Source organism: Psychrobacter urativorans (assembly GCF_904846675.1).
Lineage (GTDB): Bacteria > Pseudomonadota > Gammaproteobacteria > Pseudomonadales > Moraxellaceae > Psychrobacter > Psychrobacter urativorans_B.
Window position 1 is genome coordinate 17,035 of the sequence record NZ_CAJHBT010000027.1, and the last position, 14,204, is coordinate 31,238.

At 43.3% G+C, this 14,204-nt stretch carries 10 protein-coding genes and 1 pseudogene; 1 reads left to right on the forward strand and 10 read right to left on the reverse strand.

Annotated elements, in window-relative coordinates:
• Positions 1 to 113: 113 nt before the first annotated feature.
• The 10 genes and pseudogenes from moaA to JMY06_RS10775 form a co-directional block, all read right to left on the reverse strand.
• A complete protein-coding gene (gene moaA / locus JMY06_RS10730) occupies positions 114 to 1,208 on the reverse strand; it encodes a GTP 3',8-cyclase MoaA (RefSeq protein WP_201618253.1) in 1,095 nt (364 codons plus the stop codon).
• Between the two features lie 257 nt (positions 1,209 to 1,465).
• A complete protein-coding gene (gene glp / locus JMY06_RS10735; protein WP_201618260.1) occupies positions 1,466 to 2,755 on the reverse strand; it encodes a gephyrin-like molybdotransferase Glp in 1,290 nt (429 codons plus the stop codon).
• Positions 2,756 to 2,837: 82 nt separating this feature from the next.
• Positions 2,838 to 3,503 carry a molecular chaperone TorD gene (torD, locus tag JMY06_RS10740; RefSeq protein ID WP_201618254.1) on the reverse strand — a complete coding sequence of 222 codons (666 nt, stop codon included), beginning with the start codon at positions 3,501 to 3,503 and terminating at the stop codon, positions 2,838 to 2,840.
• 188 nt (positions 3,504 to 3,691) lie between these two features.
• The gene (gene torA / locus JMY06_RS10745; RefSeq protein ID WP_201529190.1) at positions 3,692 to 6,205 is read right to left on the reverse strand and encodes a trimethylamine-N-oxide reductase TorA; all 2,514 of its coding nucleotides are present in this window, start codon (positions 6,203 to 6,205) and stop codon (positions 3,692 to 3,694) included.
• 15 nt (positions 6,206 to 6,220) lie between these two features.
• Complete coding sequence (torC, locus tag JMY06_RS10750; RefSeq protein ID WP_201618255.1) at positions 6,221 to 7,456, reverse strand: pentaheme c-type cytochrome TorC; 1,236 nt, start codon at positions 7,454 to 7,456, stop codon at positions 6,221 to 6,223.
• Between the two features lie 149 nt (positions 7,457 to 7,605).
• Complete coding sequence (locus JMY06_RS10755; protein WP_201618256.1) at positions 7,606 to 7,776, reverse strand: periplasmic nitrate reductase, NapE protein; 171 nt, start codon at positions 7,774 to 7,776, stop codon at positions 7,606 to 7,608.
• A gap of 471 nt (positions 7,777 to 8,247) precedes the next feature.
• On the reverse strand, positions 8,248 to 9,531 hold the full coding sequence (ccmI, locus tag JMY06_RS10760; RefSeq protein ID WP_201618257.1) for a c-type cytochrome biogenesis protein CcmI: 1,284 nt from the start codon (positions 9,529 to 9,531) through the stop codon (positions 8,248 to 8,250).
• A gap of 161 nt (positions 9,532 to 9,692) precedes the next feature.
• Positions 9,693 to 10,148 (reverse strand): annotated as a pseudogene (locus JMY06_RS10765) (cytochrome c-type biogenesis protein); the annotation flags it as partial.
• Positions 10,149 to 10,258: 110 nt separating this feature from the next.
• On the reverse strand, positions 10,259 to 10,849 hold the full coding sequence (locus JMY06_RS10770) for a DsbE family thiol:disulfide interchange protein (protein WP_201529198.1): 591 nt from the start codon (positions 10,847 to 10,849) through the stop codon (positions 10,259 to 10,261).
• Positions 10,842 to 12,989, reverse strand: a complete 2,148-nt coding sequence (locus JMY06_RS10775) for a heme lyase CcmF/NrfE family subunit (protein ID WP_227672302.1) — start codon at positions 12,987 to 12,989, stop codon at positions 10,842 to 10,844. Before JMY06_RS10775 ends, JMY06_RS10770 begins: the two co-directional genes overlap by 8 nt.
• 721 nt (positions 12,990 to 13,710) lie before the next feature.
• On the opposite strand from JMY06_RS10775, the gene JMY06_RS10780 reads away from it, so the two are divergent.
• Positions 13,711 to 14,097, forward strand: coding sequence for a hypothetical protein (locus JMY06_RS10780; protein ID WP_201618258.1), 387 nt, complete (start codon positions 13,711 to 13,713; stop codon positions 14,095 to 14,097).
• Positions 14,098 to 14,204 lie beyond the last annotated feature (107 nt).

Consider the following 14,204-nt stretch of genomic DNA (forward strand, 5'->3'; position numbering starts at 1 on the left):
ATTCTTAATTGATGGTACAAATGCTTTAAAATCTTGTTCGACATAATTTATATATTAAACAACTCTAATGTCTACAAAAGCTAAATGAATGTTTAGTCTTATAGACAATGCAACTAGCCACCAATCATTGATAAATTATTCATCATGCCACTATTGGAATCGTGCAAGTGATGATGTTCAGGCTTGATAGGCATAAAGCTTCGTAGCGTAGCAATGAGACCATCGACATCATTTTGACGTAGGTGCTCACGAATGTCATAGTTACCTTCATCGAATAAACACAGATGTACCTTGCCCAAGCTACTAACACGCAGACGATTACAGTTGTCACAAAAATGGGCGGCATAGGGCGCAATCATACCTATACGGCCAAGATAATCTGGATGACTGTATTCAATCGCTGGGCCATCAGCACTACCACGCTCGTGGGTTTGCCAACCATGTTCAATAAGATAGTCCGTTATCAGATCAGACTGAGCATGCTGGGCAAAAAACAAATCGCTATTGTCACTGGTTTGCATGAATTCGATAAAACGATAAGTTACTGGACGCTGTTTAACGTATTCCATAGCGCTGACTAGATTTTGAAAGGCAGTTTCTGCCATCAAAACACTGTTTATTTTTAACTTAATATCAGTGGTCTCTAACAGCTGATCCATATCAGTCATCAACTGCGGTAACATATTAAAGCCAGTCATCTTATGAAAGGTAGCGGCATCAAAGCTATCCATACTGATATTAATCTGATTAAGCCCAGCACTATTCCAATTAGCAAGATGGCGGCCAAGCTTATAACCATTACTGGTCATCGCCACAGTCTTAATACCATCAGTGCTTTTGATTGTATCAATAATATCGACGACATCGCGGCGAATGGAAGGCTCACCGCCCGTTATTCGTACCTTTTCAGTACCAACCTGTGCAAAGCCGCGTATCAAGGTAGCAATCTCAGACACGCTCAACTCGTCATCAGGGCGTTTGCCTTGATAACCATTAGGTAGGCAGTACTCACAGCGAAAATTACAGAAATCTGTAATAGACAGGCGCAGATAAGTAAGGCGTCTTGAAAAGCCGTCAGTTAAGGGTAGATAGTCAGTATCAGGCAGAGAAGCATCTGTGATAGAAGTGCTGTTACCATCAAATATAACAGGCGTGGAGACAGGTGAATGCAATTGCGCATTCCCTATTGTGGGAGCGTGATAGGTCATAGTGTATTACCATTAATGTGGAATATGTTGTGTGCTTTAAGCGTTGCCTCAGGTTATGAATGAAAATTGAGAATAGATCAATGTCGTCTCTGATTATAACAACTTTGGAGATAATAATATGGTAAATAAAACATATTCACCGTAAGATAACCATCAAAGACTACAGTAATCTTCAAAAAATATCGAATCCTGTTACGGATATTTGCTTACTATTAGCCATTACCATTAGTAATAAGTCGTTAGTGATAAGCACTTAACTATGACCAAGGGAATGGCTGAACCTGTACCTTCTCACCTGCTGATACATTGCCAACATCTGGCGCCAAAATAATTAAACAGTTGGCGTTACTGAGTTGCTTGATACGATGTGATTGCTGTTTTGCAAAGCCTGTGACTTGAAAGTCACCACTCTCATTTTGAGACAGCACGCCGCGTTGAAAGTCTTTACGGCCAACTGACTTTTTAATATCATCTTGAAGCGTGGCATCCACGGTGATTGCCATAGGTAAATCATCAACGTATACGCCTGATAGACGCCATAGTGCCGGAATCACAAATTGTAATGACCCAACCACAGTTGACAAAGGATTACCCGGTAACCCAAAGTATAATACGGGCTTATCGACACCTTTATTCAACTCACCAAAGACGAAAGGTTTGCCAGGCTTCATTGCCACTTTATAGTGATTGATTTGTCCCAGTTGCTCAATGACAGTGGTCAAAAAGTCATAATCGCCCACTGATACGCCAGCGGTAGAAATCAGAACATCGCACTTTTGCATGGCTTTAGTAACCACCTTAGTGGTTTTATCTAAATCATCAGGAATAATGCCGTAATCACGAATAATGATAGGCAGCGAGTCTAATAATATTTTTAGAGTGGGGGTATTAGAGTTATATATCTGTGCTAAATGCTCCAATTTATCACCTAGTGCGACCAGTTCATCCCCTGTCGCTAACACACCTACCGTAAGGGGCTTGAATACCTTTACTTTATTGATTCCTAAATTAGCAAGTAAGCTGATATCAGCAGGATTTAGGCGTTTACCCTGTTGTAAGACCAACTCGTTTTGTTGTATCTCTTCACCTTCTTTGCGGATATTAGCATTTGCGTCTGCCGCTTTAGATAAAATAATCTCGTAAGGTTGCGTCTTATCAATACTGTCTTTTATAACAGCAAAATTGGTGTTTTCTTGCATGATAACCGTATCGCAACTATCGGGCACGACAGCGCCGGTAAAGATACGGATTCCTTGGTCTTTTTTTAAAGTGCCATCATAAGGACTACCTGCTTGTGACTCTCCAACTATCTCGATAATACTGGCTTTTGAGAGTGTGCTACCCTTAGAAATAGCATAACCATCCATCGCAGATAAATTCTGTCTGGGCACCGCAAATGGTGAAATAATATATTCAGCCAATATTTGGTTACGACTGTCCAATAGCGCACACGTTTGCGTGGCCCTATCAGCCAATGGCGAATCATTTTGATTATAACTGTCTATCCGCTGGGTTATGGCTTGCTGGAGTTGTTCAACGGTAATCATTAGATTTATACTCACTTATATCCGATGGCATCTATAATAAATTCATACCAAGCTTAAAAAGCGACTGTTGCTTGCAGATGCGCTAGTTCACGATAGTCGCCAGCGCTTCTCTATCTTCTAAGATAAATTGCTCTGCTAAAGCCGTAAGAGCAGGGTAAAGATCCGTTTTCACCCTAATTTTCTGACAATGAGTGGTAAATTGCGGTAGCCAGTTAAGTAAAGCGCTGTCAAGAAAGTCAATTTGTTCTTGTGCCGTGCTTACCATCTCGAGCTGTTGCTCGATACTATTATTAATCCACAAGCTCATGACGATAAAATAAACACTCAAGTGATCGTTAGGCTCACGAAATTCAGGATGTAAACTGAGCTGTTGACTGTCGAGAAAACGCAGCATATGTTCAGCCGGTTTCCCGTAGAGATGTTTATTATTACTTAAATAATAAGAGGCATAAGGCGGCGCGCTATCATCACCACTGAGCAAGAAAAGCTGAGCAAAGTCAGCGGCCAGCTCAATAGCACGATCATCTTTGGGTAGTTCTTTCAGATTATCGATGGCTACTTTAACACGGTCACTATATTGCTCAAGCCCAAGGCTAGTAAATGCCTCATGAATACTATCGTAAGCTTGATTGTGTTGCCACCCATCTAATGTATCTGAAGTGAGCTCACGAGCAAAAATATCAGCAAACCAACGATATAGGGCAGAACGTGCAGTATTAGCGGCTTGCCATTCTTCGGTTATATTCATGTTATGTCCAATGTAAGCAATATACTATTTTTTATTAAATGACAGTTTTATTAAATGACGGTTGTATTGAATGCAGCTTTCGCAAGCGATAATCCATATGGCTTGATGCCTTTGTAAATCATACACGCAATTTACAAAGGCATCGTTTAGATCGCTTATTCAAATGTTGCTATGCTGTTTTATCACAACTAAGCTGATGTAGCAGAACTACCATCTGGATTCACATACTTTGGACCACCAAAAGCGGTGACTGCTGGGGCTTTACCAACAAACTTCTCCATCTCAACAATACAGGTATTGGCACTAGGTGCTTGTGCAAGACTTGAGGTACCAATATCAATGGTTAAGGTATTAGGATCACCATAAGTATCTAGCGCCCCAATCTCAGGACCGGTAGGACCATACCATGCGCCCTCTTGAATACGAATAATACCCGGCGGGAAGTTATCGGAGACAACCGCACCCGCAAGCAGTTGGCCTCGGTCATTGAAGACTCGTACAATATCACCATCACTGATACCACGAGCTTTTGCATCCTCAGGACCCATGTAGCAGGGTTCACGATCTTGCACCGTATAAGTTGCGCGGCGCTCTTCAGATTCACAGGTTTGTGAGTGAAGACGTGTATCTGGGTGAACTGATTGTAACCACAATGGATGTTTATCGGAGCCAGGACCGCCATGTGAGCGCTCAATTTTCTCCATCCAAATAGGATGCCCCTTACAGTCATCATAGCCATAACTGGCAATTTTACGGCTGCTTATCTCAATAAAGCCTGATGGCGTACCAAGGGCGTTGACCTCTGGATCTTCAAGATAATCCGCGTGACGTACCCAGTTCTCACCTTCGGGGAACAGAACATAGCCTTTTTTCCAGAATTCAGCAAACTCTGGCATAAAAAATTCTTTTTTCAAGTTATCAGCACGGCATTCTTCGTAGATTTGTTCAATCCACTGCATCTCATTCATATTACGGCTGTATTCTATCTCACGATTCATACGTTTGGTAAGCCCATGCCAAATATCAAAGTCTGATCTTGAATGATAGAGTGGATCCACCAGTTTTTGCATGGCGATAACGCCGCGGTTGCTATAGGTACCGTAAGCATCAATATCATTGCGCTCATAAGGCGTACAGGCTGGTAGCACGATATCAGCAAAGCGACAGGTTGCCGTCCAGTTATAATCAACCGCAACTACCGTCTCAACTTTGCGATATGCTTCTTTCATGCGGTTGCGCTGCTGATGACGATGCCATTGGTTACAGCCTGAGAAGATACCCATCTTATAAGGCGGCAGAGTGACTTCATGGCCATTAAAGTTAATCTTTTTACCGGGTTCAAGTAAGCAATCAATCGCTCGGGCAACGGGTATAACAGAGCTATAGCCGTTGAAGTCCTCATTATCGTGCTTAGGCTTACGGCCCGTATCGAGGTTTAGAGGGAACGCTCCCGGCATAGAGGCACCAGAAGACGGCACACCAGATGAGCTGTAGTGATGCGAATAGCTAATGCCACCACCTGGCTGACCGAATTGACCGAGCATGGCTGCAATAATCGCACCCATCCAGTAAGGCTGCTCACCATGCTGTTGACGCTGAATCGCCCAGCCAAAAATAAGCTGAGTGCGGTTCTCGGCCATCAGACGGGTAAGCTGACGGATGCGTTCCGCCTTAATACCACAAATTTTCTCTGCCCACTCTGGTGTTTTCTCGACCATGTCTTCAGTTTTACCCATCACATAGGGGATAAACTCTTCGAAGCCGAGCGTATAAATGTCAATAAATTTTGTATCATAGAGCTTTTCGGTATAGAGCGTATGCGCAATAGCGAGCATAAATGCCACATCGGTATGCGGATTAACATATTGATGGGTGCACTCTAGATAATTCTGTGTTTTGCTTTTGACCGGGTCAATACAGATGACCTCAATTTCTTTATTTTTGACTTTTTCACGTAACTGCTCTAGATATTCATAGGATTCATGTGTTTCTGTGTTCCAACCGACTTGCAAGTTCTTGAAGGGGTCATTCGCCCAAAAGACAATGACTTTTGAGTTTTCCAAAATCACTGGCCACGATGTACCTTGTGAGTAGACTTCAGTAGAACCCAGCACATAAGGTAGAATCACTTGGCCTGCACCCGTTGAGTAATCACCAGCCGTACCTACGCTGTTACCATGCATGGCAACAGCGCGTAACATATGGTTACCACAACTATGGATTTGTCCTACGGAGCGCCAGCCAACGTTAGCTGTGTGCAATGCCCAAGGACCGTAGTCATTTTGGATACGCTCAAGCTCTTCATAGACCATGTCTAGCGCATGGTCCCAGCCTACACGTACAAAACGGTTATCACCGCGCTGAGTGGTGTCACTTTTATGACGGTTTTTATACCAGTCAACGCGAACCATGGGATAACGTACCCGTGATGGGCTATAAATAATGCCCGGTACACCTTGCAGGATATCGGTAGGGTATTGATCAAACTCAAAAGGTTGCACCTCAACGAGTTTGTCACCCTGAACATTGGCACGAAATGCACCCCAATGTGCGCCGGATACTTTCCAGCCGCTGGTGTCAGGTCTCTTAACTTTAGAGGTAGTCACGATACCGTTATCGGCAAGCAGTGACGTGGGTAACAATGCGGTACCAGTCAAAGCGGCTAGTGACTTGAGAAAGTTTCTGCGATTAGTATTCTTCATAATATGTCTCTCCAGTTACGGTCTAGCGGTTTGAATAGCGTTTTCAGGCGAACCACCACCGTCAGGGTTACTTCTAAAATCGGATGAGTGCAATTGTAGATATTTTAAAACCATACCTGCACTGTCGTCGTCTAAGTTAGTAAATCCGACCATACCACTAAACAGCCCTGGCCATTGGTTAGAATCGTGTCCACTTGGATCGGGTTGACGGTGACAAGTACTACAGCTATCGCTATAGGTCTGGCTAGCGATATCCCATGCTGGCTCGATGCTGTCCATCAGACCACCATCAGCAACCCAGAACTGCGCCTTAACTTTTTGCCATTCAAGACCAGTCAGCGGATCCTCTTTAGTTTCACCTGCTGTCACGAGGCTTTTATCGCCCGCTAAATCTTTTTCGATAATGGCATCAGGAATATTTAAGCCAAAGTGACCATACCATACCCGACCAAAGCCTTTGTTTTTGCGCCACATATCGAGCTCAATTTGTGTTGCGCCGTCTTTATGCGCCAATACTTTAACGGGCGAGGCAATTTCTATGCTACCTGCTTTAGTCTTTCGATCTTCTGTGGTATATAAATCTTGGGGTACGATATTGTAATATGTTTGACCATCTTTGATTTTGGTACTTCTTGCTTCAGACATCAATGAATCAAATGCTGGGTTGTGCATACCTTCTGTATTTGGTAACTCGTGGGCAATCCCTTTATGACAGTCAAGGCAGCTAGCATCACGTTCAGCTGCACTACGCATAATCATCTGTGATGTTACGCGCATTTTATCAAAGTCCATGCTGTCGTAATCATGGCAAGAACGGCACTCTCTAGAATCATTGGCCTTAAAACGGCCCCACTCACGTTGGGCTAACACAATACGGTGATCTTTAAATTTATCTCGAGTCTCAATATCACCCATTATTTCTGACAATACCTCACGTGAGGCTTGCATTTTGCGAGCAACTTTAGCAGTAAAGTTATGTGGAACGTGACAGTCTGAACAAACTGCTCTCACGCCACTACGGTTTTTAAAATGCACCGTTTTCTTTAACTCAGGCAACAGGTTATCTTCCATAGTATGGCAAGACAAACAGAACTCTTCAGTATTGGTTGCTGTGAGTCCGGCATTAAACCCCGCCCAAAACCATACACCACCCGCAAAGCCAATGATGATAAGAAGACCAAGTCCGATTTTCGTTGAAGGTTTAAAAAGAAGACGACGCAGCCAGCTAAATAGGCGTTTGATTGCGTTCATGATGATTCCTTACTGTATTTCTTAACCATGTGGGTTTCATGGCGATTTGGGCGGTTGTTTGTCCATTACTTTGCGTGAAAGTACGAGATATTTGTCGCATATACGATATTGACTGGCCGCTACTTAGCAAGCGACTGGTCAGTAAGCAATTAGGACGGAGGTCCCCAAAACAACATTTGACCAAACCAAACGATAAAACCATAAGCACAGAGAAATAACAGAGCTATAAATGGCAGGGCAATAAAAGCCATCACCAAGGCACTCAGCCACTGATGTTTGACTGGCTGTTGGTCATGTCGTAGTTGCTGTTCATGTTGCATAAGGCACCTCTCAATATATTCACGATAGCTAACGAGTAGTAAAACAGTAGGTTTCAAAATAATTTTTGTAAAAAATATAATGCCAAATTAGCAATCATCTGCACTTTAAAGTTTGTAATCAGTTATTTTTATAACTTTCATTTTGTAGTATATTTTAACTCAGTCACTATTCAGTTTAGATTAACTAAAAATAAAAACTATCTAATCCCTTATTAATTGTAATGGTAACATAAATGCCTACTATTTAGTAAGGAATACGCTACATTATGTATGACCTTGCAGGGCAAAGTTCTACTTTGAGTAGTTCTATTATCCAAGCAAACTTAGTATTATTCAGTAGACTGGAGCTTCGCATTACGGACCGTTTACTACCGGCTGTTTTAGATACAAAAACGCTCCGAAATTATCGGAGCGTTTTTGTTTTCTTTTTTAGCTATTAAAATATTTATATCGAAATCTTCAACTATAAAGTTAAGGAACTTGCTGATTGATTTCGATATTTACTTGCTGCTGGTCATTATTTAACACAATAGGGTTAGAAGATAAATCTCCAGACTCAGAAAGCGCAGTACCAGAATGACTAATTCTTGCAGTCACGACCAATTGCTCACCTGATGCGCGAGCGGATTGCAAAGTTTTGTCGGCCATCATAGCATCTATATTACTTAAGCTCAGACTAATATTGCCTTGTCTTAGATTACTAATCGGTATGCGTTTTGCTGCATAAGGAGGACCTCCTGCTGCTGCACGGATGGCAACGAACAATACATCGTCAGCGGTTACTAAAGGTAACACGCTTGGATTTACGGTGACCGATATATCGACACCTTCAGCTGCTTGCGCTTGTTGGCGCGCAATATCCGCCGCTAACTCATCTAGGCCCGTCAGCGCGTGTGCATTATCTTTATCCACTGGCTGCTGCTTAATGTTACTGCGTATCTTAGCAATCCAATCTTGCGCTTCTTCATAATTACCAGCTTGTGCCTCACCTCGTGCCATTAGCATCTGTGCTGGTTCATTATTGGGATTGGCTTTTAGAATATCTGCCAAAACGCGACGACCTTCAGGATCTAAACTACCGCCAGTGGCAAGGAAATTCAACTGTGCATATTCCGATGCAATATTTTCATCATCAGGAGAGAGTCTATAAGCTCTAGATAGCGCCTCTAAAGCAGATTCTGGTTCCTCAAAAGACAAGAATATCTCAGACAGTATCATCCAGCGCATAGGGTCGTCGGAATTACGGTGGACGTTGGTTTGAATCACTGAAAAGAGGCCTGCGCCATCTTCAAAGGCCCATTCTGGTAACACGTCAATCTTGCCGGCGAGCAGGTCATCGGCTACTTGGCCAACGGTATCTTGTGATTGCCATAAGCTAAACACGCTTGTGCGATCACTGATGAGCGCATAAGCCATTATTGATATTACTGGTACGCAAACTAGCAGTATCAGCTGGTTTTTTAAGCTAGCAGGCGGCATAGGGGTTGCCTGTTGCTCAGCATCTAATAGCTGACGCTCAAGCTCTGTTTTTTGGGCGCGATACTGCACGTCATCGAGGTCGCCTGCTTGCTTGTCAGCGTCAAGCTCGCGCAGTCTCGAGTGATACACATCGATATTAAGGTCTATAAGTCGATTGTCGGTAGCTGGCAGCTGCTTTTTTGAGCGCAGCCACGGAAAGAGAACTATTAACGCCGCTAATAAAGCGATGATTAGGCTTAAGGTAATAAACAAGCCGAGAGTAGAGAACACATTCATAAGGAATCTCCTTTATCGCGTGTTTGCCCTTTTGCTTTGGGCTTAGATGAACGGTTCTTAGCTGACTTGGGCTTAGTTGAACTATTCTTTGACTTAGGTTTAACAGACTTGGTTTCAGATACCTCGTCTTTACTGGTGGTTGCACCTGTCCCTGTTCGACTTGCTAATAGTCTGTCTAACGCCGCTTGCTCACCCGCATTCAGTGAACTGTCTTTTTCTGAGCGCGTTGAAGGCCTTGATTTCGGCGTAGCAGGATGCTTACGACTTCTTTGATTGCGCCAAAACCAGCCGCCCAAAGCTATAATCAAAAGTAGTGGTGGAAAGAACCAAAGTACCCAAGTAGAAGGCCGTACCGGTGGATTATAACTAATAAAATCACCATAGCGCTCTTGCATATATTGACGGATTTCAGCATCAGAGCGACCATCTTTGACCATATCATAAGTCTTTTGTTTTAAGTCTTGAGCAATGGGCGCATCCGAACTCGCTAGGTTTTGGTTTTGACATTTTGGACAGCGAAACTCATCGATTAGGCCACGATACTGCGCCTCTTGCCGTGGTGAATTAAAGTCATAAACTTCAATGGCGGCATGACTTAACGTCGTAGCTCCTATCATTAAAACCAACAGCGCCAATACGCCTGCCAGTACTGACTTGTATAGTGGTAAAAATCTCAGTATTGAAAGTCTTGGCATTGAAAAGCTTAATGGTGAGGATTTGAGATAGCTCATTTACAAATCTCCTCAATATTGGCAGCGGCACTTTTGTTGCCAGCAGCTTCCTGTTGTAAGACTTCTAAACAAGGATTAATCCTACTCTGCCAATTGTCCTCGTTGACCTCGCCGACGATATGCTGACGAATAACGCCATTAGCATCGACCACGAAAGTCTCGGGCGCACCCGTCAACCCCAAATCTAAAGCGAACTGACCAGATTTATCTTGCACAGACATTAAGTAGGGATCACCCAAATCATTAAGGTAATTTAGCGCATCACCTACCTCATCCTTATAATTTACGCCGACAGTGTGCACACCGCGCTCTTTTAGCTCTAAAAAGAACGGATGCTCATAGACACAAGTAGGACACCAAGAGCCCCAAATATTGATTAAATAAGGATCATTTGGTAGCTGAGCATCGGTAACCATACGGCTAGTATCAGACAGTAATGGTAGCTCAAAAGTCGGCACTGGACGCTCAAGGGCAGTATTGGTCACAATATCTGTCGGTTGGCCTAATCTAAAAAACAGCATGATAATCAGACCGACGAACACAATAAGTGGAATTAGGAACCACAGTTTTAATTGTTGGCTATCCATTATGTTGATGCTCCGCTACTGACTTAGTTGCTGGTTGAGTCGCTGTTGGGCTATTTTGCGGACTGTCGTCTTGCTGCTGGTTTTGCAATCTGGTTTGCGTGCCATCTTGATGAAAACCATAGTCCAACTCATCTTCTGTTACGCTCGAATTGTCTGAACCGTTTGAACTGTCAGACCCCTTAGCACGGTCCATACGCTGTTTAGGCTTTAAGCGATAACGACGGTCGAACATCGAGAGTACTACCCCCAATGCCATGATAATAGAACCTAGCCAAATCCAGCGAATCAGTGGTTTGACATAAATGCGGACGGCCCATTGATTACTGTCTTCAGCGATAGGCTCGCCTAGCGCGACATAGAGATCTCGGGTAAACCTACCGTTAATGGCAGCTTCAGTTATTGGCATCATACTGACCACGTAAGTACGCTTTTGCGGACGCAAGGTAGCAACCAATTCTCCGTCTTTACTAACCAAAACTTCGGCCTCAGTTGCATCAAAGTTACTGGCTTTCAATTCTTTAAAGCTTGCAATCTCAAAGTCATAACCTTGGACATTGACACTATCGCCAATACCCATAGCGACGTCAGTCTCAATGCTCATACTGGAGGTGACTGCAATACCAATAGCGGCAATTAGCACCCCTAAATGGGCGGTTTGCATACCCCAATAGCTGCTTTTTAGACGTCTAATACCAGACAAACGACTTTTAGCATTTTTCGTCTTGTCCTTAATATCAATAAACATCCACGCCAATATCCAGAGGCTCAGCGCGATAGTAACCGCAATATTAAACATGGCTACTGGATAAACGAAATAGCTAATAATTGCTCCAAGAACGGCACTACTTACGGCAATAACTAACGCAGGACCTAGTAGAGGGCGGGTTTCTTTTTTCCAACGAATATTAGTGCCCATACCCATGGCTAGCATTAATAACCAGGTAAGCGGTACAAATAGCGCATTAAAATAAGGCGCCCCAACCGAGACTTCGCCCAAACTAAAGGCATCTGCAATAATGGGATATAAGGTACCGAGTAGGACAACCAAAGTCGCTACTAAAATAATGACGTTGTTGATGACTAAAAAGGACTCGCGGGAAATAGTGCGATACTGACTCTCAACCGTAAGTTGCCAGCCGCGCAGCGCAAACATGAATAACCCGCCACCGATAACAATCGCTAGAATAACTAAAATAACGAGGCCACGAGTGGGGTCAGCGGCAAATGAATGCACAGAGGTGATAACGCCGGAGCGCACAAGGAAAGTACCTAGTAAGCTCAGTGCAAAGGTAAAGATGGCCAGCATAATCGTCCATGCTTTAAAGACGCCGCGCTTTTCGGTGACCGCCAAGGAATGCAATAAAGCGGTACCTGCTAACCATGGCATTAATGAGGCGTTCTCAACTGGATCCCAGAACCACCAGCCACCCCAACCGAGCTCATAATAAGCCCACCAAGAGCCCAAGGCGATACCTATGGTCAAAAAGCCCCAAGCTGCTTGGGTCCAAGGACGTGACCAGCGTGTCCATACTGCATCCAATCTGCCGGCCCAAAGTGCTGCCATACAAAAGGCAAAGGGCACGACCATACCGACATAACCCATATACAACATCGGCGGGTGAATAATCAGCCCAGGGTCTTGCAAGATAGGATTAAGGTCTACGCCATCGACGAGTAGGTGCGGTAAAGTACGAGTAAAAGGCGAGGAGGTAAAAATAAGCATCGCCAGCATCATCGTCTGCACGCCAGCCATGATGACCAATACCCGTGCGCGCATTGATAATGGCAGGCCACGACTAAAGAAGGACACCAAAGCTGCCCACGTTGCCAAAATGGTCATCCACAATAGCAATGAGCCTTCATGACCGCCCCAAGTCGCTGATACCCTGTAGTACCAAGGTAGCAAAGTGTTGGAGTGCTGGGTGACATACGCCAGACTAAAATCATTGTAGTAAAAGCCTGCCATCAGTCCTATAAAGGATAACATCATCATGGCAAACTGTGCATAAGCTAGGCTAGGTGCTAGACGCTGCAGACCAATATTGTGACGGAAAATACCTAAAGTAGGCAACAGCACTTGCATTATGGCGAGCACAAAGGCTACCACCAAGGCAAAATATCCCAGCTCTGTGATTAGCATATATCTGACCTTTTTTTCTACTCTGGTCACCGCCAACAGTGACCAAAAATTTGAAATAAACTGGTGTATAAATAGTCTAAAACCATTCTAACATTAATGCTTTTGTTTTGAAATTAATGCCACTATTTTTGGCTAACCATGTTTGACTTTATCAGTACTAATAACAGCGACAGCCAACCAGTATTTTAAAATCAGTGCATACAGCCTAACCAATAATATAGTCAGTTCAGAATAAAATGAGTACATCTCATAACGTTAAATGGTTTATTCAAATCATTCTTCAGTGAGCCTTGGCGCAGAAACTTTGCCTGTGCTATTTCTTTTCATAAAAAGTAGTACCGATGCTGCTCCCATCCATGTAAATAATGAGATAGCTTTGCGTCTTAAAGCTAATAAGCTTACTTTGATATGTGGCTCTTTCGATAGGAGAGGATTTTGTCAGGTATTTTAGTAGGGCGCTTGTTTCTAGACTCGTTAATACTGGGGTTTTCAAGCCAGCTGATTTATATTGAATTAGCTATAAGAAGCGTTTTATCGGTAGATAATTACGATTTTTTAACATAACTGTGCTGTAACTACTAAGGTAGCTACACTTGATTGTCAGTATAGTTAAACGGTAATTAATATTATATTGACTGAATTTTATTTATTAGCACCTTAATTATCGATATAGCTTTGAAGGCTATTAATATTGACTAGAAAATGGGGAGTCCAGACGACCATGAATACGATAAACAATACTATGAACACTGATACCGTTACCCAATCAGCATCAGATAATAAGACCTCATATACTACACATAAAAAATGGCTGTTTGTGGCGTTGGCAGCAGCAACATTGACACTGAGCGCCTGTGATAGGAAGGACGAATCGACTATAGAAGAAGCGGAAGCTCAGGCAGCTGTCGCTAGTGAGCCCATGAATAGTAACCGTGAAGAAAGTGCTATTATGCCGAGTGAAGATATGCCTGAGAATACGGGTGCAGTATCTGAAGATGGGACAATAGTAAGCGAAGATATGTCAAATGATCAGGTAGGTATTAATCGTACTGGTGATTCTGAAGTATTAGATGGTAGCGAAACAGAAGAAGATGTCTCGTCTTATTGAATCTACTGTATAACATGACACATGGTGCTTTGAACCGCCCCGGGTTTGTCGGAGACTCATTAATCTGAGAGAATAGAACAATGAGTAAAAATACATACACCCCCGAG